Annotated in this window: 21 protein-coding genes; 11 read left to right on the top strand and 10 right to left on the bottom strand. The window is 65.8% G+C overall.

The features are described 5' to 3' along the window. Positions 1 to 55: 55 nt before the first annotated feature. A complete protein-coding gene (locus tag H2052_RS14590) occupies positions 56 to 1,348 on the top strand; it encodes an HD-GYP domain-containing protein (RefSeq protein ID WP_293783091.1) in 1,293 nt (430 codons plus the stop codon). Positions 1,349 to 1,414: 66 nt separating this feature from the next. Then, a complete protein-coding gene (locus tag H2052_RS14585) occupies positions 1,415 to 1,942 on the top strand; it encodes a DUF1003 domain-containing protein (protein ID WP_293783088.1) in 528 nt (175 codons plus the stop codon). Here H2052_RS14585 and H2052_RS14580 read toward each other — a convergent pair. Further along, positions 1,939 to 3,246, bottom strand: a complete 1,308-nt coding sequence (locus H2052_RS14580; protein ID WP_293783085.1) for a hemolysin family protein — start codon at positions 3,244 to 3,246, stop codon at positions 1,939 to 1,941. The genes H2052_RS14585 and H2052_RS14580 overlap by 4 nt on opposite strands. 65 nt (positions 3,247 to 3,311) lie before the next feature. Between H2052_RS14580 and H2052_RS14575 the strand changes: the two genes are divergently transcribed. Together H2052_RS14575 and H2052_RS14570 are read left to right on the top strand one after the other, a co-directional pair. Continuing rightward, positions 3,312 to 4,058, top strand: a complete 747-nt coding sequence (locus tag H2052_RS14575; RefSeq protein WP_293783082.1) for an alpha/beta hydrolase — start codon at positions 3,312 to 3,314, stop codon at positions 4,056 to 4,058. A 75-nt stretch (positions 4,059 to 4,133) separates the two neighbouring features. Further along, positions 4,134 to 4,811: an OmpA family protein gene (locus tag H2052_RS14570; protein WP_293783079.1), complete on the top strand. Its 678-nt coding sequence runs from the start codon at positions 4,134 to 4,136 to the stop codon at positions 4,809 to 4,811. Here H2052_RS14570 and H2052_RS14565 read toward each other — a convergent pair. Continuing rightward, positions 4,808 to 5,869 (bottom strand): MBL fold metallo-hydrolase, encoded by a 1,062-nt coding sequence (locus tag H2052_RS14565; RefSeq protein ID WP_293783077.1) that lies wholly within the window; start codon positions 5,867 to 5,869, stop codon positions 4,808 to 4,810. The two genes, H2052_RS14570 and H2052_RS14565, sit on opposite strands and share 4 nt — an antisense overlap. A gap of 215 nt (positions 5,870 to 6,084) precedes the next feature. Here H2052_RS14565 and H2052_RS14560 point away from each other — a divergent pair, with 215 nt between their 5' ends. The 3 genes from H2052_RS14560 (at position 6,085) to H2052_RS14550 (ending at position 8,108) form a co-directional block, all read left to right on the top strand. Continuing rightward, positions 6,085 to 6,936 carry a class I SAM-dependent methyltransferase gene (locus H2052_RS14560; protein ID WP_293783074.1) on the top strand — a complete coding sequence of 284 codons (852 nt, stop codon included), beginning with the start codon at positions 6,085 to 6,087 and terminating at the stop codon, positions 6,934 to 6,936. Positions 6,937 to 7,050: 114 nt separating this feature from the next. Continuing rightward, positions 7,051 to 7,410 carry an MbcA/ParS/Xre antitoxin family protein gene (locus H2052_RS14555; protein ID WP_366484567.1) on the top strand — a complete coding sequence of 120 codons (360 nt, stop codon included), beginning with the start codon at positions 7,051 to 7,053 and terminating at the stop codon, positions 7,408 to 7,410. 26 nt (positions 7,411 to 7,436) lie between these two features. After that, on the top strand, positions 7,437 to 8,108 hold the full coding sequence (locus H2052_RS14550; RefSeq protein ID WP_293783200.1) for an RES family NAD+ phosphorylase: 672 nt from the start codon (positions 7,437 to 7,439) through the stop codon (positions 8,106 to 8,108). On the opposite strand, the gene H2052_RS14545 is transcribed toward H2052_RS14550, so the two are convergent. Further along, positions 8,105 to 8,263, bottom strand: coding sequence for a hypothetical protein (locus H2052_RS14545; protein ID WP_293783068.1), 159 nt, complete (start codon positions 8,261 to 8,263; stop codon positions 8,105 to 8,107). The two genes, H2052_RS14550 and H2052_RS14545, sit on opposite strands and share 4 nt — an antisense overlap. A 176-nt stretch (positions 8,264 to 8,439) precedes the next feature. Here H2052_RS14545 and H2052_RS14540 point away from each other — a divergent pair, with 176 nt between their 5' ends. Continuing rightward, on the top strand, positions 8,440 to 9,384 hold the full coding sequence (locus H2052_RS14540; RefSeq protein ID WP_293783065.1) for an aldo/keto reductase: 945 nt from the start codon (positions 8,440 to 8,442) through the stop codon (positions 9,382 to 9,384). On the opposite strand, the gene sdhA is transcribed toward H2052_RS14540, so the two are convergent. The 5 genes from sdhA to H2052_RS14515 all read right to left on the bottom strand — a co-directional run bounded on the left by sdhA (position 9,381) and on the right by H2052_RS14515 (position 13,434). Continuing rightward, positions 9,381 to 11,183 carry a succinate dehydrogenase flavoprotein subunit gene (sdhA, locus tag H2052_RS14535; RefSeq protein WP_293783062.1) on the bottom strand — a complete coding sequence of 601 codons (1,803 nt, stop codon included), beginning with the start codon at positions 11,181 to 11,183 and terminating at the stop codon, positions 9,381 to 9,383. The two genes, H2052_RS14540 and sdhA, sit on opposite strands and share 4 nt — an antisense overlap. Positions 11,184 to 11,195: 12 nt before the next feature. Beyond that, positions 11,196 to 11,573, bottom strand: a complete 378-nt coding sequence (sdhD, locus tag H2052_RS14530) for a succinate dehydrogenase, hydrophobic membrane anchor protein (protein ID WP_293783059.1) — start codon at positions 11,571 to 11,573, stop codon at positions 11,196 to 11,198. A gap of 11 nt (positions 11,574 to 11,584) precedes the next feature. Beyond that, on the bottom strand, positions 11,585 to 11,971 hold the full coding sequence (gene sdhC, locus H2052_RS14525) for a succinate dehydrogenase, cytochrome b556 subunit (protein WP_293783056.1): 387 nt from the start codon (positions 11,969 to 11,971) through the stop codon (positions 11,585 to 11,587). Between the two features lie 86 nt (positions 11,972 to 12,057). Continuing rightward, positions 12,058 to 12,420, bottom strand: a complete 363-nt coding sequence (locus H2052_RS14520) for a DUF6285 domain-containing protein (protein ID WP_293783053.1) — start codon at positions 12,418 to 12,420, stop codon at positions 12,058 to 12,060. 3 nt (positions 12,421 to 12,423) lie between these two features. Continuing rightward, on the bottom strand, positions 12,424 to 13,434 hold the full coding sequence (locus H2052_RS14515; protein ID WP_293783197.1) for a phosphotransferase family protein: 1,011 nt from the start codon (positions 13,432 to 13,434) through the stop codon (positions 12,424 to 12,426). 131 nt (positions 13,435 to 13,565) lie between these two features. Between H2052_RS14515 and H2052_RS14510 the strand changes: the two genes are divergently transcribed. Both H2052_RS14510 and H2052_RS14505 read left to right on the top strand, forming a co-directional pair. Continuing rightward, the gene (locus H2052_RS14510; protein WP_293783050.1) at positions 13,566 to 14,894 is read left to right on the top strand and encodes a methyl-accepting chemotaxis protein; all 1,329 of its coding nucleotides are present in this window, start codon (positions 13,566 to 13,568) and stop codon (positions 14,892 to 14,894) included. A 144-nt stretch (positions 14,895 to 15,038) separates the two neighbouring features. Beyond that, positions 15,039 to 15,752, top strand: coding sequence for an SDR family oxidoreductase (locus tag H2052_RS14505; RefSeq protein WP_293783047.1), 714 nt, complete (start codon positions 15,039 to 15,041; stop codon positions 15,750 to 15,752). 3 nt (positions 15,753 to 15,755) lie between these two features. On the opposite strand, the gene H2052_RS14500 is transcribed toward H2052_RS14505, so the two are convergent. Next, the gene (locus H2052_RS14500; RefSeq protein WP_293783044.1) at positions 15,756 to 16,727 is read right to left on the bottom strand and encodes an NADPH:quinone oxidoreductase family protein; all 972 of its coding nucleotides are present in this window, start codon (positions 16,725 to 16,727) and stop codon (positions 15,756 to 15,758) included. A 78-nt stretch (positions 16,728 to 16,805) separates the two neighbouring features. Between H2052_RS14500 and H2052_RS14495 the strand changes: the two genes are divergently transcribed. Further along, positions 16,806 to 17,837 carry a 2-dehydropantoate 2-reductase gene (locus H2052_RS14495; protein ID WP_293783041.1) on the top strand — a complete coding sequence of 344 codons (1,032 nt, stop codon included), beginning with the start codon at positions 16,806 to 16,808 and terminating at the stop codon, positions 17,835 to 17,837. Here H2052_RS14495 and H2052_RS14490 read toward each other — a convergent pair. Next, positions 17,807 to 18,709, bottom strand: coding sequence for a hydrogen peroxide-inducible genes activator (locus tag H2052_RS14490; RefSeq protein ID WP_293783038.1), 903 nt, complete (start codon positions 18,707 to 18,709; stop codon positions 17,807 to 17,809). The two genes, H2052_RS14495 and H2052_RS14490, sit on opposite strands and share 31 nt — an antisense overlap. Between the last annotated feature and the right edge of the window lie 99 nt (positions 18,710 to 18,808).

The following is an 18,808-nucleotide window of genomic DNA, read 5'->3' as shown; positions in this document are numbered from 1 at the left end:
CCATAAAATGCGCCGGGGTGTGGCGCGAATCGCGCTTCAAAAACAGGAACTTCGAGTGCTCAGGCGAATTCGGCGCGACCAGATCAAGTCCGGCATGTTCATTCATTCGATGGAAGGGTCATGGTTTTCCCATCCCTTTCTGAAGGCTGGCTTCCTTCTTACCGATCCGGCCGACGTCGCAGCCCTGGTCGGAAGCCGAATCGACGGCGTGCTTATCGATACCGAGAAAGGTCTCGACATCGAGGGGGAAAAGCCCCGCGCAAGAGCCATCTTTCAGGAAGAAAACGAAGCGAAGCCGGCAGCGGGGAGGCCAGCCGCCGTTGCGGCCCCCGCCGAGGTCGTCGTTCCGATCAATCCGCCGACATTGCCGACGATCACTGCAGTCGCATCGGACGCACCCTGCAGCATGGCGGAGGAGTTCAGCCGCGCAAACACCGTAGCGGCGCATGCCAAGCGCGTGATGACCGAGCTCTACGATCAGGCAAGGCTGGGCAGGATCGTGAACGCCGACACGCTTGTGCCGCTCGTCGAGGACATCGCCGGATCGCTTGCACGCAACCGCTCCGCGCTGACAAGCATCCTGCGGCTCAAATCGAAGGATGAATACACCTACGTGCATTCGGTGGCGGTGTCGGCGCTGATGATCAACCTCGGGCGCGAGATCGGCGGTTTCGACGCCGCAATGCTCCGCAACATGGGCGTAGCCGGGCTGCTTCACGACGTCGGCAAGATGGCGATGCCCGAAGCCTTGCTTGGCAAGCCGGGTGATCTCACCAACGAGGAATACTCGATCATGAAAACACACCCGGAGCGCGGCCATGCGCTGCTCCGGCGCAGCCGCGACGTGCCGGACATGGCGCTCGACGTTTGCCTGCACCACCATGAACGCGTGAATGGCACCGGCTATCCGGAACGGCTGAAGGGCGGTCAGATCACGCTGTTTTCGCGTATGGGGGCAATCTGCGACGTCTATGACGCGCTCACCTCCAACCGCCCGTACAAGATTGCATGGGGGGCGAACAAGGCGCTGAAGACCATGTTCAGCTGGCGCGGGCACTTCGATACCGACATCCTCACCGCATTCATCCGCAGCGTGGGCATTTATCCGGTGGGCACGCTCGTGAAGCTGCGGTCGGGTCACCTCGCCTTCGTGCTCGACATCAACGCCGCCGACCTCACAAAGCCCATCGTGCGCGCGTTCTTCTCGATCGCGCACGGCGCACCGATTCCGCCGCAGGACATCAATCTGCTGACGAATGCAGAGGGTGATGCCATCGTTTCTTCCGAAGACCCCGACGCGTGGGATCTGAGCGACTGGGAAACGCGCTGGAGCGCGTTGGCCGCATAGAGCGGGGATAGATCGGAGCGGGCGCCAACCCTAGTATCGGGCCGTAACCATCAAGAGGCCCAGTTCATGCGACCGATCATCGATATTGCGGAAGTTTCGAAACGCCTGCTCGGGAGCGCACCCGACGAGCTGGGGCACCACGAGAAACGCGTGCTGGAGCATGTTTCGACGCGAACGCCGATCAGCCGCGACGCAGGCCTGCTCGCGGAGGAAGGCGCGACGGTGGGCGAACGGCTCTCCGACCGCGTCGCCGAGGTGGGCGGCTCGTGGGGCTTCATCATTGCCTTCGCCTTTGTACTGCTTGGATGGATGCTACTAAACAGCGGCATCCTGAAAGGGCTGGCGTTCGACCCCTATCCCTTCATTTTCCTGAACCTGATGCTCTCGACGCTCGCGGCCGTGCAGGCGCCGATCATCATGATGAGTCAGAACCGGCAGGCCGACAAGGACCGGCTCGCGGCGCGGCTCGATTATGAGGTGAACCTGCGCGCCGAACTCGAAATCCTGCGCCTTCACGAAAAGCTCGACCTGGCGGTGATCGAGACATTGCACCGGCTGGAGGCCGAAGTCGCGGCGCTCAAGGCGCAGCGTTAGGGTTCAGGGTTCGCCGCAGGCACTGCGAGCAGGCGGTCGATCTTGCGGCCGTCCATGTCGACGATCTCGAAGCGCCAGCCGTCGTAGCGGAAGGTCTCCCCGATCTCGGGCAGGTGCGTGAGCACGCTGAGCGCGAAACCGGCGACAGTCTGATAGTCACGCTCCGCGGGAAGCCGCGTACCGAGTGTCTCTGCCATCTCGTCGGCGGGCATCGAGCCCGCGAGCAGCCAGCTACCGTCGCCGCGATCCACGGCGTCGGGCTCGGTACCCTCGTCGAGATCCGACTTGAACGCGCCCGCGATCGCCGCCAGCAGATCGGCCGGGGTGAGAATGCCCTCGAAGTGGCCGTATTCGTCGTGCACGAGCGCGATGGGCACATCCGCACGCCGCAACACCTCGAGCGCGTCCGCAGCGTCCATCGCGTCGGGAACGACGGGTGCGGGTCGCATCAACGTCTTGAGATCGAGCGAGCGACCGTCAAGAATTGCAGCGACGACATCGCGTGCCTGAACGACGCCGACAATGCGGTCGACCGAGCCTTCCGCAACCGGCAGACGCGTGTGGGGGGTCGCCACCAGCTCGGCGCGAAGTTCGGCCTCATCCGCCTCGATGTCGAGCCAGTCAATCTCTGTGCGCGGCGTCATCACCGCACGCACGGAGCGGTTGGCGAGGCGCATGACGCCGCTGATCATCTGGCGCTCACTCTCTTCGATCACACCGGCGTTCGTCGCCTCTGAAACGATGAGGTGAAGCTCCTCGGCGGTTACGTGATCGGCATTCTCCCCGACCGCACCGAACAGGCGAAGCAGCGCCTTCGTCGACCGTTCGAGCACCCAGACGAGGGGTGCGGTGATGCGCGAAAGCACCGACATCGGCACCGCGATCAGCACGGCGATGCGTTCCGGGCTGCGCAGCGCCAGCTGTTTGGGCACAAGTTCGCCCACGGTGAGCGACAGATAGGTGATCAGCGTGACGACGAGCACGATCCCCGCCTCGCCGGAAAGCCTTTCCGGCACGCCGAGCGCTTGCAGCTGATCCGCCACCGGCTGGCCGAGCGTCGCGCCGGAATAGGCGCCGTTGACGATGCCGACGAGCGTGATGCCGATCTGCACGGTCGACAGGAAGCGCGACGGCTCGTCGTGGAGCGACAGCGCGATGCGCGAGCCGGGCTTCCCTGCATTCACCATCGCCTGCAGACGCGCACGCCGCGACGACACCACCGACATCTCCGACATGGCGAAAACACCGTTGACGGCGATCAACAAGAGGATGATGCCAAGGTCGGCCCAGGGAAACGGCTGCATGATCGCCTTTCCTTATACGCCGCGACGGGGCATTTGAAGTCCGCACGTCAGGGGAAAGGACCGCAATGCTGAATGTCGTCACGCGCGCCGGAAAGGAACCGGCGCTTGCCCTCGTCCACGGATGGACCTGCGACCACCGCGCCATGCAACCGGTCGCGGAAGCCTTCCCGGCGCAGAAGGCAGTGATGCCCGACCTTCCCGGCCACGGCACAAGCCCGAAGACCGGCGACTATACGATCACGGCGCAGACCGACGCCGTGCTGGCGGCAATGCCCGAGCGCGCGATCTGGGTGGGCCATTCGATGGGCGCGCAGATCGTGGTCGAAGCCGCAGCGAGCGCGCCGGAGCGGGTGATGGCCGCCGTGCTGCTCGATCCCGCCGCGATCCAGCCGATGGAAGCTGCGTTCGCAGGGCGGGACCGGATGAAGACGGACCTTGCGACGACCGACGACTTTCCCGCGCTGATGCGCCGCTTTTCGGGTGGCATGATGGTCGCGCCGACCGATGCTGCGGCGGTGCGCGCGCTCGCCGACACGCAGGCTGCGAGTGACCCGGATGTGGCCCGCGCGGGCTGGGACGCGATCTGGAGCTGGGACGGCCCGGCGGCGTTCGCAGCGCTTTCTGTGCCAACGCTGGTCATCACGGTAGAACGGACGATGAACCGGCTTTCGGACCTTTCGAAGCTCAACCGCCGCATCGCCACCGCGCAGGTGACGGGATCGGGCCATATGCTGCAGTTCGAGGTCATGGATCAGGTGGCGGCGATGATGCGGCGGTTTTTTGATCTGAACGGCCTGCTCAGCGCGCGTTAATCTGGAATGCTGTTGGAACAAGCGCACTGCTTCCCGCGTACTTGCGGCGCAAACGGAAATGGAGATCAGGGGCTTATGTCTATCCAAGCGAAAATGGTGGCGAGCGTGGCCGCGGCAAGCCTGCTGCTGACGACGGCCTGCGTGACCAACCCGGAAACCGGCAAGAAAGAAATCTCGAAAACCGCCATCGGCGCCGCGCTCGGCGCAGGCGCGGGCGCAGGCCTCGGCGCCATCATCGGCGGCAAGCCCAACCGCACCGAGGTGCTGGTCGGCACCGGCATCGGCGCGCTCGCGGGTGCGGCGGTCGGCGCCTACATGGACAAGCAGGAAAAGGAACTGCGCGAGAAGACCGCGGGCACGGGCATCGATGTCGTCCGTCAGGGCGATGAAATCGTGCTCAACATGCCGTCCAAGGTCACGTTCGACGTCGACTCGGCGCTCGTCAACCCGCAGTTCCAGCCGACGCTGAATGAGGTCGCGCGCGTGCTTTCGCAGTACGAGAAGACCTTCGTCGACGTGATCGGCCACACCGATTCCACGGGTTCCGACGCCTATAACATGACGCTTTCTCAGCGCCGTGCAGACAGCGTCGCCACCTATCTGTCTTCGAACGGCGTGCTGCGCGCGCGCATCGCAACGCAGGGCATGGGCGAGAGCCAGCCGATTGCCAGCAACGACAGCGAAGCGGGCCGCGCGCAGAACCGCCGTGTCGAGATCAAGCTCGTTCCGGTAACGGAAACCGCGACCAGCTAGAGAAGGTCACTGCGCTCGATCGTGTCGGTGCCGCGCGGCAGGCTGAACAGCATGCCGTCGGCGCCCACGACGATCGGCCCTGCGTAGAGCGTGCCCGCTTCGCCCAGAAAATAAGGCTCCAGAATGCCGAGCGGTAATGCCGGCACGATGTGGGTCAATACGAGCATCCGAACCTTTGCGGCGGCTGCGGCCCGCGCCGCATCTTCGGGCGAGGTGTGATAATCGGGAATGTCGGACATGATCTTCGCCGCGCGGGCGTTGTCTCCGCTGCGCAGCGCGCGCTCGATCACGCCGACCATCGCCGGATTGAGGGCTTCGTGCACGAGGAGGTCGGTGCCTTTCGCCTGCGCCGGAACCGCTGCGCCTGGGGCCGCGTCGCCGCTGATGACCACAGAACGTCCGGCATAATCGAAGCGGTAGCCAACCGCGGGCCGCACGGGATCGTGGCGAACCGGAAAGGCAGTCACACGAAGCCCGTCATCCTCGAGGATGACGGTGGGGCGATCGGCAGCAAAGGCACGCGGCGCGGCGCCATGCCCGGCCGGCAGTACGATGTCGGCCCCGTGATGCGCGACGCGGTAGCCGCGATCGAGCGCGTAGACCGCGTTGAGTCCCTGAACGATTGTTTCGACGCCGGGCGGCCCGAACACCGGAAGCGGGGCCGCGCTGCCACCATTTGCCCAGCGCAGCGTCATGAGCTCGCCAAGGCCGTCGATGTGGTCCGAATGGAAATGCGTGAGCAGCACCGCCTCTATGTCGCCGAGCGGCAGGCCCATCGCGGCGAGCGTTCGTACCGAGCCGCCGCCGGTATCGACGATGAACAGCCGCCGTCCCGCGATCACTGCTGTGCAGGGCCCGGCGCGGCCTGGCGCCGGCAGCGGCGATCCCGCACCGCAGAGCGCGACATGGAGGCCGTCGGGCAGCGCGTCCCGCGCGTCTCTTCCCACGTTCGCCGCTACCGCGCGCGCGAACAGCCGTTCGCCGATTTCCGGCTGGAAGTGGCGAAACAGCAGAAATGCGCCCGCCATGAGGACAAGCGCAACCAGGGTCTTTCGCATGATCCCTCCCCCTATGTCGCCAGCGTCGGCCGGATGCTGCGAACGCGCAAGCTCAGACAAACAATTGGGCCGAACGATTGCCCGGCCCAGTTGGCGACCCATATTTGGGGTCCGGTCATCATCGCAGAAGCGAGTTTTCCGAGCACTATCAATACTTGGAGGCGGGCAGTGCTTTCTTTATTGCGAACGATTCTCAAATGATATAGAGCTTCGCCATGAAAAACGCTTCCCAAATCGATGACTGGAATGGCGCGACCGGCGCGCGCTGGGTGGACAATCAGGAACGGCTGGACCGTATTCTCGCCCCTTACGGCGACGCGGCGCTGGATGCGGCTGCCGCGAGAGCGGGCGAGGCGGTGCTCGACATCGGCTGCGGCGCCGGTGGGACCACGCTGGCGCTTGCCGAAAGTGTGCAGCCGGGCGGCCGCGTGGTCGGCATCGACATCTCGGAGCCCCTGATCGTGCGGGCGCGCGAGCGCGCCGCCGCCGTAGGGCTGCCGATCGACTTCCGGCTGGAGGATGCGAGCCGCGCCCCCCTCCCTGCAGCCGCCTTCGATCTCCTTTTCTCACGCTTTGGCGTGATGTTCTTCGACGCACCATCCGCCGCATTCCGGCACATGCGCACCGCGCTTAAACCGGGCGGGCGACTCGCCTTCATCTGCTGGCGCAGCGCGGCGGAAAACGATTGGGCGAAGCTGCCGATCGCGGCGCTGCGCGGCATCGTGCCCATTCCCGATTCCGATCCCAACACCCCCGGTCCCTATGCGTTCGGCAACCGCGCGCGGCTGGAGGGCATCCTTGCCGAGGCGGGCTTCACCGACATCGCCATCCAGCCCTTCGACGCCCCGCTCATCTACGGCGTCGGCGCCAGCCGGAAGGCGGCCCTCGACGACGCGCTCGACTATATGATGCAGATTGGACCCGTTCCGCGCCTGCTCGCCGACAAGCCCGAAGACATGCGCGCGAAGGCCATAGCCGCCGTGCGCGAAGCTCTCGCGTCGCGCCTCGGCGAGGCTGGGGTCGTCATCGATGGCGCGGCCTGGGTGGTGACCGGCCGAAACCCTTGAACCGTTACGGTTGCCAAATGGCATCATATGATGTATATGTTGCCAAAAGGAGATATCGTGACCCCAACGCTCCAGCTCGTCGATACATCCGCCCCGGCGTTTCGCCCCGCGCCGATCACTGATGCGGAGAGCGCCGCGATGTTCCGCGCAGCGCTGAACCTGTTTCGCGCATGGGAGATCACCGACGAAGCCGCCGCGACGCTGCTCGACCTACCGCTGCGCACTTACCGGCGCTGGAAGGCCGAGGGCCCGGGCCGCATGGGCCGCGACGGCAAGGCGCGGCTTTCCAATTTGATGGGCATCCACAAGGCGCTGCGCATCATCTTCCGCGAGCCGCACCGCAGCTACGCATGGGTAAAAGCATCAAATACCGCGTTCGGAGGGCAAAGCGCGCTCGATGTGATGCTTGGCGGCGAACTCACCGATCTGATGCGCGTGCGCCGCTATCTCGATGCCGAGCGGGGCGGCTGGTGAGTGATACGGACATTCCAATCACGCAGATGGATTGGACGGGGGCGGTGCGGATCATCCGCAGCGCATGGCCGCCCATCGACCTGTTCGAGGACATCGCCGACCCCGCCGACTGGCCGCTGCTGATCGCGGCGGAGCAGAAGACCAACCCGCGCCTGATGGCCACCATCGGCACGCTCGACCTCGTGCCGCCGGGACGCCGGGTTTCGGGACCGGGCGCGAGCTATCTGATGGCGCCCTTCACGCACATCAGCACCGATCGGCCGAGCCGGTTCAGCGATGGACGCTACGGCGTGCTCTACATCGGCGACGGCTTTGAAACGGCGCTGTTCGAAACGGCGCACCATCACGCGCGCTTCATGGCGACGACGGCGGAGCCGCCGGGCTGGACGTCTCAGTTCCGAGAGATAGTGCTCGACGTTTCGGCTCCGCTTCATGATCTTCGCAGCGGGCAGGACGCGGTGCTCTCCCCCAACGATTACGGCGCGGGTCAGGCACTGGGCGCGCAGCTGCGCGCAGCGGGATCGGAAGGTATTGTCTATCCAAGCGTACGGCGCTCCGGCGGCATCTGCGTGGGGCTCTTCTATCCGGACCGCGCATCATCGCCCGTGCAGGGACGGCACCTCGATTATCATTGGGACGGCGCGCGCATCGATATGGTGCGCGATGCGGGCAGCGGGCAGGTATACCGGATCGTTTAGGCCGCCTCTTCCTTCATGGCTTGGGCACGCGCGGCGAAATGGTCGGCGAGTGATTCATGGATTTTGCGGACGGACGGGGCCGTGGCGCGCGCAGCCATCTCCCGGCACTCACTCTCGCGCCGTAGCAGATAGTCTCGCACTTCCCTGGCCGACATGGTGATCCTCCTGCTGTCGCGGCAAACGGCGATGGTCGGATGGTTCGGAAATGAGTCGCTGGTGCAGCTTGTTCTATACCATATCCTCCGGCCTGTACCGAATCGGGACAGGTATGAAGGGCTTGCGGCGTGCGCCGCAACGCCGGATGCTTTCCGCCCTTGGACAGGAGATCAGGATGAAACAGCGCACGCTCGGCGCGAGCGGCCTTTCCGTCGCGCCCATCATGCTCGGCGGCAACGTCTTCGGCTGGACCGCAGATGAGAAGACGAGCTTCGCCGTGCTCGACGCCTTCGCCGAGGGCGGTGGCAATTTCATCGATACCGCCGACGTTTATTCCGCATGGGTGTCGGGCCACCACGGCGGCGAATCCGAAACACTCATCGGCAAATGGCTGAAGACGCGCGGCAAGCGTGACCAGACGGTGATCGCCACCAAGGTCGGGATGCTGGAAGGCGAAGGCGGCAAGGGCCTGAAGGCGAGCCGCATCGCGGCAGCGTGCGAAGCCTCCCTGAAGTGTCTGCAAACCGATGTGATCGACGTTTATTTCGCGCACAAGGACGATCCCGAGACGCCGCTGGAGGAGACTCTGGCGGCGTTCAATGCGCTGGTGAAGGCGGGCAAGGTGCGCGTCATCGGCGCCTCGAACTACAGCCCGACGCGGCTCGCCGAAGCGCTGGCGATCAGCGATCGGAATGACTGGGCGCGCTTCACGGTGCTGCAGCCCCAATACAACCTTTTGAAACGCGATGATTATGAAGGCGCATTGCAGCAGCTCGCCATCGACGAGGCCATCGGCGTGGTGCCCTACTACGGCCTCGCGAGCGGCTACCTCTCCGGCAAGTACCGAACAGCCGCCGACGTCACGGGCGCGCGTGCCGGGGCCGTGAAAAAATGGGTGGAAGGCAAAGGACCCTCCGTCCTCGCGGCGCTGGACGCGGTTGCCGCCGAGACCGGTGCCAGCCTCGCCGCCATCGCGCTTGCATGGCTAAGGGATCAGCCCAGCATCACCGCTCCGATCGCCAGCGCAAGCCGGCCGGAACAGGTCGCGGATTTGATCGCCGGGGCTACGCTGTCGCTGACGCCGGATCAACTGAGCCGACTGACGGCGGCGGGACGTTAGTAAACGCGCGCCTTCGGCTTGATGTATTCAATCTCGTCGGTGAGCGTGTAGGTGTGGACCGGGCGGTAATCGAGCTTCACGCCGCCACCCTTGCCGCCCCAGCCGTCGAACCATGAGACGGTGTGCCGCATGAAGTTCTCGTCGTCGCGGTTCGGATAATCCTCGTGCATGTGCGCGCCGCGGCTTTCCTTGCGGTTCGCGGCGCCGTGGATCGTCACCATCGCCTGGCTGACGAGATTGTCCAGCTCCAGCGTCTCGAGGAGATCGGTGTTCCAGACGAGGCCCTTGTCGGTGACACGGATATCCTGAACGCGCTCGTAGGTCTTCGTGAGCTTGCCGATGCCTTCCTGGAGCAGCTCGTCGGTGCGGAACACCGCGCAGTGCGCCTGCATGGTCTTCTGCATTTCGAGACGGACCTCTGCCGTGGGCGAGCCGCCCGCCGCATTGCGGAAGTGATCGAGGCGCCCGAGCGCGAGGTCGGTGGAGTCGCCCGGGAGCGGCTTGTGCGCAGTGCCGGGCTTGATGATCTCGGCGACACGGTGCGCGGTGGCGCGGCCGAAGACGACGAGATCGATGAGGCTGTTCGAGCCGAGACGGTTGGCGCCGTGCACGGAGACGCACGCCGCCTCACCCACCGCAAACAGGCCGGGGACGACCGTATCCGGGTTGCCGTCCTTCAAGGTGACCACTTCGCCGTGATAGTTCGTGGGGATGCCGCCCATGTTGTAGTGGACGGTGGGCACCACGGGGAGCGGCTGACGTGTCAGGTCGACACCCGCGAAGATCTTGCCCGTCTCGGTGATGCCGGGCAGGCGCTCGTGCAGGATGTTGGCGTCGATGTGGTTGAGGTGAAGGTAGATATGGTCCTTCTCCTTGCCGACGCCCCGGCCTTCGCGGATTTCCATCGCCATCGAGCGCGAGACGACGTCGCGGCTGGCGAGGTCTTTCGCGGAGGGCGCATAGCGCTCCATGAAGCGCTCGCCTTCGGAATTGGTGAGGTAGCCGCCCTCGCCCCGCGCGCCCTCGGTGATGAGCACGCCCGCGCCGTAGATGCCGGTCGGGTGGAACTGGACGAACTCCATGTCCTGCAGCGGCAGACCCGCGCGCAGCACCATGCCGCCGCCGTCACCCGTGCAGGTGTGCGCGGAGGTGGCGGAGAAATAGGCGCGGCCGTAGCCGCCCGTCGCCAGCACGACGCTGTGCGAGCGGAAGCGATGGATGGTGCCGTCTTCCATGCACATGGCGATGACGCCCCGGCATTCGCCGTTCTCCATGATGAGATCGAGCGCGAAATATTCGATGAAGAAGTCCGCGCTGTAGCGCAGCGACTGCTGGTAGAGCGCGTGCAGCATGGCGTGGCCGGTGCGGTCGGCGGCGGCGCAGGTGCGCTGCGCGGGCGGGCCGGCGCCCATGTTCTGCATCATGCCACCGAACGGGCGCTGGTAGATCTTGCCCTCGGCGGTGCGGCTGAATGGCACGCCGGCATGCTCGAGCTCGTAAACCGCGGCGGGCGCCTCACGGCAAAGATATTCGATCGCGTCCTGATCGCCGAGCCAGTCCGACCCCTTCACGGTGTCGTACATGTGCCAGGTCCAGTGGTCCGGCCCCATGTTGCCGAGCGACGCGGCGATGCCGCCCTGCGCCGCGACGGTGTGCGAGCGCGTGGGGAACACCTTGGTGATGCAGGCCGTCTTGAGGCCCGCTTCGGCGATGCCCATCGTGGCGCGCAGGCCCGAGCCGCCGGCGCCGACGACGACGGCATCATAGGTGTGATCGATGATCTGGTAGCTACTGGTCATTGCTGAGGTCCGTCAGGCGCCGAGCGCGATCTTGAGAATGGAGAAGACGCCGACGAGGCCGCCGGCGACCGCGAAGGCGTTCAGCGCGAGGAGCGACGCGACCTTGGTGCCTTCGTGCAGATAGTCTTCGATCAAAACCTGAAGACCAAGTCGCAAGTGCCAGAAAACACTGACCACGAACAGGATCAGCGGCACCGTCACGAGCGGCTGGCCGATCCAGTCCGTAACCGTCTGATAGCCGAGGTCCGGCAGGCGGACGAGCGAGACGATGAACCAGACGACAAGTGCAAGATTCGAGATGGCGGTGACACGCTGCAGCCACCAGTGATGCACGCCGGACTTCGCCGCGCCGAGGCCGCGCACGCGGCCGATTTCGGTTCCACGTCCCATGAGTCGGCTCCTCAGACGTACAGGATGAGCGCCCAGGTGATCGCGGTCAGCGTCAGCGAGGCAAGGATGGTGAGGATGGCGGTCAGCTTCGACGTGGCGAGGTCGTAGCCCCAGCCGGTATCCATCGCGAGGTGGCGGATACCCGACATCATGTGCTGGTAGACGGCCCACGTCAGCGCGACGAGGATCGTGATGCCCACCCAGCCAGAGGCGATCGACAGGAAGGTCTCATAGGCTTCTGGGCCGGTCGCGGCGGCGACCAGCCACCACAGGAACAGCAGCGTGCCGCCGATGGCGAGGCCGTCGCCCGTTGCGCGGTGCAAAATCGAAACCAGCATGTGGACGCGCCAGCGCCAGATGCCGAGGTGCGGTGAAAGCGGCCGGTTCACGGATGCCACGCTTTTATCCCCAGTTGAGTGCCCTTTTCACCGGTGCTTTTACGGCGCGCGGCGAGTCGTGCAACTCTTATGCTTGCGAACGATTCTCAACTATGTCGATTCAGATGCTGCAGCGTCGGAAAGCGCGGGTTATCAACGGCGAGGCGCGCTGCGACACCCGCCTCCAGCGCATCGAGTAGCCCCGGCGTCTCCACCCTCCACGCGCCTGAGCGGATGCGGGCGCAAGCGGCGGCCACACGTTCGTTGAGCGGGACATCGGGCAGCAGCGCGCCGAGGGCCTGCGCTTCAACCTCACCGGGGCGTTCACGCAGTTCGCGGAAAGCGATGGCAAGTGCATTGGCGGCGACCTTGGCGTGAAAGGCCATGCGCCCCGAGAGTTCGCTTTCCACCTCTTTCAGAAAGGCGGCGGCGGCTTCAACTAGGTCGGCGGCTTCTATTCTGGACCGCATCGTTCAAAGCGCTCCGTGCTTCAGCATATAAAGAATATCGGCTTCGGTTTCCGAGACGCGACGGGCGATCGCGGCGCGCTCGACGGACGCCATCTCGCCTGAAAGATGCGCGGCGCCCATCTGCATACACATCACGCCCCAGCGCAGCGAGCCCAGCATCTCGAACGCGAGGACGAGGCTCCGGTCCACCGGCCTTCCCCCGGCCGCTTCATAGGCCGCGTAAAATGCCTCGCGCTCCGCGAAGCCGCCAACGGGCATCTGTGCCTGCCCGAAGCGCCACGTGTTGGTGGAAAGCCAGCCGATGTCGAGCAGCGGATGGCCGATATGCGCGAGCTCCCAGTCGACGACCGCCGCAAGGCCAGTATCGCCGACGATGAAGTTCCCCGAACGGAAATCGCCGTGAACAAGCGCAAGATCGCCATCGTCCGGCAACTGTCCTGCCAGCACGGCAAACGCCAGCTCGAACACGGGCACGGCGCCGTCGCAGCGATCATAGGTCTCGCGAAGCGCGCGGAGTTGGGCTTGCGGCGTCAGCACCGGAAGCCGGAGGTCGGCAACGGCTTGGGCGCCGATTGCATGAATGCGGGCGAGCGATTCCGCGCAATCGGCGAGCATGGCGGCGCGCGCCTCCGCATAGGCATCGTCGCGCAGCCAGCGCGGCGCGAGCGTCTCGCCCTCCACGAATGCCATCACGAAGCCCTCACCGAGCCCATCCTGCGGCGTCAGCACAGCGACCACCTCGGCAACGCGGACGCCCGCGTTTCCGGCCCGCGTCTGCAGCGCCGCCTGCACCGCCCGCGACATGCCGTCCGCCGCCTGGCCGGGCGGCGTCACCTGCAGGATGAGCCGCCACGGCTGCCCCTCGCGAACGGCATCGACCGCATAGGTTAGCGAATTGGCGCCGCCCGAAAGCGGGATCACCGCCTCGACGTCGACATGATCGGAAACTGCCCGCTCGAGCACACGGGCAAGGCGTGCGCGCGCTGCCCCCGGATCGGTCCTGTCCTGTTCCATTATGGACACGGTAGCGCCTCTTCGTAGCACCGCAACTGCACGATCTAACGGGGCGTTAACCCCGATCGGTTACATCGTTTCGCACTCGACACACATATTTCCGCGAAAAGCAGGCAACAGAACCCAAACGCATGATCGACAACGAAACGGTCTCCTGGCGGGAGCGGCTCCGCTCTTATCGCATTACCGACGAGGACCAGCGCCTGATGCCCGAGCTATGGCACGCGCTGGAGCCGATCGCGCCGCAGATGGCCGATGCGTTCTGGGAAGTCTTCGGGCCCTCGGCGGGCGCAGGCGACGACCTGACGCCCGAACACAAGCGCATCATGATCGAGAACAGCGTCGCCTACACGCGGCAGAACCTTACCGATCCGCTCGATGCGGCATGGATGGAGCGCGTTGCGCTGCACGGCAACGGCGTGTTCGCGGCGGGCGCCAAGAGCCACGAGGCGGTGGGCGCGTTCAGCTGCGCCTACGACGTCGCCTACGAGCATTTGCCACACGTGATCGAGGACCGCTCGAAACTCGGCAAGATGCTGCGCGTGCTTTCCAAGATCTGCGAGCTTGAAGTGGACCTCGTGCTGACGCGCGTTCTGGTGCTGCGCGACAAGCAGCGCACCGACGAGATACATGCCTATGGCGAGAAGTTCCGCACGCTGATCGCAAGCGCCGTCGAGCGCACCTCGCAGCGCTCCGCCGCCGTGCGCGCACAGTCCACGACCGCCGCGATCAAGGCGCGCGACATGCTTTCGAAATCCGCCGAGGTCGCCGCCGCTGCCGAGCAGTCGGCGATGGCGATGCGGCAGGCCGCCGAAACCGCTGCCGGCCTTATCCGCACGATCGAGGAAACCCGCGCGGAGGTGGACGGCGCCGCGACCGTCGCCGACCGCGCCACCGCGCAGGCCGGCGATGCGGTCGATTCGGTAACGCTGCTCGCCAAGCACAGCGAGACGATCGAATCGATCGTCAGCCTGATCCGCGACATTGCGGGGCAGACCAACCTTCTCGCGCTCAACGCCACGATCGAGGCGGCGCGCGCGGGCGATGCCGGGCGCGGCTTCGCCGTGGTGGCGCAGGAAGTGAAATCGCTCGCCGGGCAGACCGCACGCGCCACCGACGACATCGCCAAGCAGATCGCCGCCATTCAGGCCGCAACGCAGAGCACAGTCGCCGCGAACGGATCGATCCGCGAGACCGTGGACGGCGTGCGCAAGTCCGCCGACCGCATCAAGGGCGCGATGGACAATCAGGCGGCGACGGTGACGATGATCACCGGCTCCGTCGACGAAACCGCGCTTTCGGCAGACGCCATGTCCGCCGCCATTGCCAGCATCCGCCTCACCACCGAGAGCGTCGCGAGCGAGGTGGATACGGTGCGCGTCGTGTTTGCTGAGGTGGACGAGCAACTGACGCAGCTGCAGAGCGCGGTCGGCGAGTTCATGGCGGCGATCGCGGCATAGACGCGGAAGATTCGGTTGTGCGTCCCTCGACTTCGCTCGGGGTGATGGACGAAGAGCTCAAAAGGGCCTTCGTCCCGAGCGAAGTCGAGGGACGCACAACGCCCTGACTGGCAGCCACAGCGCACCAACGCTAAACTGCCCCGCATGGCACGTCCTCACATCTTCATCACCGGCGCATCGCGCGGCATCGGCGCGGCGACTATGGCGCTCATCCGCGAGGAAGACGCCCGCGTCGTCGGCCACGCCACCACCGATGGCGGCGGCCTGATCGGCGCCGATCTCAGCTTGCCCGGCGCGGGCCGCGCACTGTGGGGCAAAGCGCTGGAAGCACTGGACGGGCGCATCGACGTGCTTGTGAACAACGCCGGTGTGTTTGAGGACAATCCGCTGGATGCGAGCGATGCGGACTGGGACGCGCAGTGGGAACGCGGCCTCGCCATCAATCTGAAGGCCGCGGCGGACCTGTCGCGCGCGGCGATCCTGCACTGGCGCGAACGTGGCAGCGGTGGGCGTATCGTCAATGTCGCGAGCCGCGCAGGGCACCGGGGCGATTCACCGGCGCACTGGCACTATGCGGCGGCGAAGGCGGGCATGATCGCAATGACCAAGACGATCGCGCGGGCCCACGCGAACGAGGGCATTCTCGCTTATGCAGTCGCACCCGGATTCACGATGACCGGAATGGCGGAGGACTATCTTTCGAGCCGCGGTGGACAGCAGCTTCTCGCCGACATCCCGCTCGGCCGCGTCGCCGACCCCGGCGAGGTGGCGAATGCGATCATCTACCTGGCGCTGAAGGCGCCCGCCGCAATGACGGGCGCAACGCTCGACATCAACGGCGCGAGCTACGTGCGCTGACCGTCAGGCCTCGATAAGCACCTTCCCCATCGCCTTGCGGTCCATCATCCAGCGGATCGCCTCGGCGCCATCGTCCAGACTGAAACGCCGGGAGATGTGCGGGTGCAGCTTGCCCTCGCCCAGCCACTGGATCAGCTCGGCCATGTTCGCGGCGTGCACCTTGGGCTCGCGCATCGTGAACGCGCCCCAGAACACGCCGACGATCGACGCACCCTTGATGAGCGCGAGGTTGAGCGGGAGCTTCGGGATCTCGCCGCCTGCGAAGCCGACGACGAGATAGCGACCGTTCCAGCCGATCGAACGGAAGGCAGGCTCGGCGAACTTGTCCCCCACGGGGTCGTAGATCACGTCCGGCCCGGCGCCGCAGGTACGCTTGATGCCTTCGCGGAGATCCTCAACGGAATAGTTGATCGTCTCGTCCGCACCATATTCGCGGCAAAGCGCCAGCTTCTCGTCGGAAGAGGCGGCGGCCACGACCCGCGCGCCCATCACCTTGCCCAGTTCGACCGCCGCGAGCCCGACACCGCCCGCCGCGCCCAGCACAAGCAGCGTTTCGCCGGGCTGGATGTTCGCGCGCTGCTTCAGTGCGTGGTGCGAGGTCGCGTAGGTCATCGTGAAGCCCGCAGCGATGTCGAGCGGCATCGAATCGGGGAGCGGCACGGCCTTCGAAGCCTCTGCGACGAGATATTCGGCGAAACCGCCCGTGCCGGTCATCGCGAGTACGCGGTCGCCGGGCTTCAGGTGCGTGACCCCCTCGCCTACCGCATCGACCGTGCCCGCCGCCTCGCCGCCCGGTGAGAACGGTAGCGGCGGTTTGAACTGGTAAAGGTTCTGAATGATGAGCACGTCCGGGAAATTGACGCCCGCAGCGGCGACGCGGATGCGCACTTCGCCCTTGCCGGGCTCCGGTGTCGGCACCTCGCGCACGACCAGCTTTTCGGGTGGACCGTGCTCCACACAAAGCAGCGCCTTCATCATCCTTGTCCCTTTCACGATCCGCAGGTTGCCATTCGGCGTTCGGTCGGCACAATAACCGCATGAAGGGCGGGGACAATGCACGACAAAGATAGGCTCACCGTCGCCGTGATGGGCGCGGGGCTCATCGGCTGCTACATCGGCGGGGCGCTCGCGGCAGGCGGGGCGCGCGTGACGCTGATCGGTAGGCCGACCTATATGGACGCGATCCGCGAGAACGGCCTGCGCATCTCCGACGCCAGCGGGCGCGATACGCTCATTCCGGCCTCCGACGTCGTGTTGACGGAAAGTCCGGCTGCGGCGGCAGGGGCGGATGTGGTGCTCATTACGGTGAAGAGCGACGCGACGGCGGAGGCGGCCGCAGCCCTTGCGCCATATCTCGCGGCGGGAACGCCGGTGCTTTCGCTCCAGAACGGCGCGGACAATGTGGCCGCCATCGCAGCCACGCTCCCGGAAATGCGCGCCTTTGCGGGCATGGTGCCGTTCAACGTCGCCGGGCGCGGCCCCGCCCATTTCCATCAGGCGACGGGTAGCCCGATCCAGATCGATGCCGATCCGGCACTGGACAGACTTGCCGATGTGCTTGCGGCGGGCGGGCTTCCGCCTGTGCGCAGCGCTGACATGGAAGGCGTGCTGTGGGGCAAGTTGCTCGTGAACCTCAATAACGCGATCAACGCGCTTTCCGGCAAGACGCTGGCGCAGGAGTTTGCCGACCGCGATTATCGGCGGGCGTGGGCGCTTTCGATGAAGGAAGGGCTCGGACTCGTGAAGGCGGCGGGTATTCGTCCTGCGAGCGTGCTGCCGCTGCCGATCGAGCGGATGCCGCTGCTCCTGTCGCTGCCGAATTTACTCTACCGTCGCATTGCCGCCCGGCAGAAGACGACGGTGGACCGGCACGCACGTTCATCGATGGCCGACGACCTTGCGCGCGGACGGCGTACCGAGGTTGATCACCTGAACGGGGCCGTCGTGCGGCTCGCTGCGCGGCTGGGTCGCAACGCGCCGGTGAATGCGAAACTCGTTGAACTGGTGCGCATGGCGGAATCAGGCGCGCCGCCGATCCCCGGCCGCGAACTGCGTCAAACGCTCGCGGCGTCGACGAGAGCCTGAGCGAGCAGGCGGAACTCCTCCTCGCGCGGGCTCGACTTGCGCCAGACGAGCGCGATCTCGCGGTATGGACGCGCGCCATCGATGGGCCGCGTCTCGACGTCCGTGCCGTTCAGGATACCGGCCTTCAGCGCCATGTCAGGCACCAGCGTGGTGCCGAGGCGGTTGTCGACCATCTGCACCAGCGTGTGCAGCGAGGTGCCGACAACCGAGGTCTCGGACCGGTATTCCGGGCGCCCGCAAGCGGCCAGCGCATGTTCCTTGAGGCAGTGCCCGTCCTCGAGCAGCAGCAGCCGGTCGGTGTCGATGTCCTCGGGGTGTATGACCTTGCCGGCACTGTGGATGTCGTCCTTGTGCGCGGCGATGTGAAAATAGTCGCGGAAGAGCTTCACGCTGGCGACATCGCCGCACGGAAATGGCAGTGCGAGCAGCACGCAGTCCACCTGCCCTCGCCCGAGCGCGTCGCACACCGAGGCGCTCGTCTCCTCGCGCAGATAGAGCTTGAGATCAGGCCAGGCGGCGCGCAGGCGCGGCAGTGCCTTCGGCAGGAAGAACGGCGCGATCGTGGGGATCACGCCCATGCGGATTTCGCCCGTCAGCGGGCGCGCCTCGGCCTGCGCAAGCGCGGCGAGGTCTTCAGCCTCGCGCAGCACGAGAATCGCCTTGCGCGCGATCTTCTCGCCGAGCGGCGTGAAGCGCACGACGCGGCGCGTGCGCTCGACAAGCGCGGCGTCGAGCAGCGTCTCAAGCTCGCGGATGCCTGAAGAAAGCGTCGACTGGGTGACGAAGCAGGCGTCTGCTGCGCGACCGAAGTGCTGGTGCTCGTGAAGCGCCGCCAGATACTGGAGCTGCTTGAGCGTGGGCAGAAATGTCATCGGCTTTTTCGATCAGTCTGACCAAATTTATCCATTGGCTCTCTAACGCACCAAGCGGATATACACAAGTCACTGAAGCCCCCCGCGGCCCGCCGGATC

Origin of the sequence: Sphingosinicella sp. (assembly GCF_013911755.1) — a bacterium.
GTDB lineage: Bacteria > Pseudomonadota > Alphaproteobacteria > Sphingomonadales > Sphingomonadaceae > Sphingosinicella.
The sequence above is the reverse complement of the archived record's forward strand: the minus strand, read 5'-3'. Positions and strand labels throughout refer to the sequence as shown.

Bases quoted from the DNA above. Each gene is read 5' to 3' on its own strand.
- H2052_RS14585 (WP_293783088.1), top strand. From the start codon at position 1,415: ATGCGACCGATCATCGATATTGCGGAAGTTTCGAAACGCCTGCTCGGG.
- H2052_RS14580 (WP_293783085.1), bottom strand. From the start codon at position 3,246: ATGCAGCCGTTTCCCTGGGCCGACCTTGGCATCATCCTCTTGTTGATC.
- H2052_RS14575 (WP_293783082.1), top strand. From the start codon at position 3,312: ATGCTGAATGTCGTCACGCGCGCCGGAAAGGAACCGGCGCTTGCCCTC.
- H2052_RS14570 (WP_293783079.1), top strand. From the start codon at position 4,134: ATGTCTATCCAAGCGAAAATGGTGGCGAGCGTGGCCGCGGCAAGCCTG.
- H2052_RS14565 (WP_293783077.1), bottom strand. From the start codon at position 5,869: ATGCGAAAGACCCTGGTTGCGCTTGTCCTCATGGCGGGCGCATTTCTG.
- H2052_RS14560 (WP_293783074.1), top strand. From the start codon at position 6,085: ATGAAAAACGCTTCCCAAATCGATGACTGGAATGGCGCGACCGGCGCG.
- H2052_RS14550 (WP_293783200.1), top strand. From the start codon at position 7,437: ATGGATTGGACGGGGGCGGTGCGGATCATCCGCAGCGCATGGCCGCCC.
- H2052_RS14545 (WP_293783068.1), bottom strand. From the start codon at position 8,263: ATGTCGGCCAGGGAAGTGCGAGACTATCTGCTACGGCGCGAGAGTGAG.
- H2052_RS14540 (WP_293783065.1), top strand. From the start codon at position 8,440: ATGAAACAGCGCACGCTCGGCGCGAGCGGCCTTTCCGTCGCGCCCATC.
- sdhA (WP_293783062.1), bottom strand. From the start codon at position 11,183: ATGACCAGTAGCTACCAGATCATCGATCACACCTATGATGCCGTCGTC.
- sdhD (WP_293783059.1), bottom strand. From the start codon at position 11,573: ATGGGACGTGGAACCGAAATCGGCCGCGTGCGCGGCCTCGGCGCGGCG.
- H2052_RS14520 (WP_293783053.1), bottom strand. From the start codon at position 12,420: ATGCGGTCCAGAATAGAAGCCGCCGACCTAGTTGAAGCCGCCGCCGCC.
- H2052_RS14515 (WP_293783197.1), bottom strand. From the start codon at position 13,434: ATGGAACAGGACAGGACCGATCCGGGGGCAGCGCGCGCACGCCTTGCC.
- H2052_RS14510 (WP_293783050.1), top strand. From the start codon at position 13,566: ATGATCGACAACGAAACGGTCTCCTGGCGGGAGCGGCTCCGCTCTTAT.
- H2052_RS14505 (WP_293783047.1), top strand. From the start codon at position 15,039: ATGGCACGTCCTCACATCTTCATCACCGGCGCATCGCGCGGCATCGGC.
- H2052_RS14500 (WP_293783044.1), bottom strand. From the start codon at position 16,727: ATGAAGGCGCTGCTTTGTGTGGAGCACGGTCCACCCGAAAAGCTGGTC.
- H2052_RS14495 (WP_293783041.1), top strand. From the start codon at position 16,806: ATGCACGACAAAGATAGGCTCACCGTCGCCGTGATGGGCGCGGGGCTC.
- H2052_RS14490 (WP_293783038.1), bottom strand. From the start codon at position 18,709: ATGACATTTCTGCCCACGCTCAAGCAGCTCCAGTATCTGGCGGCGCTT.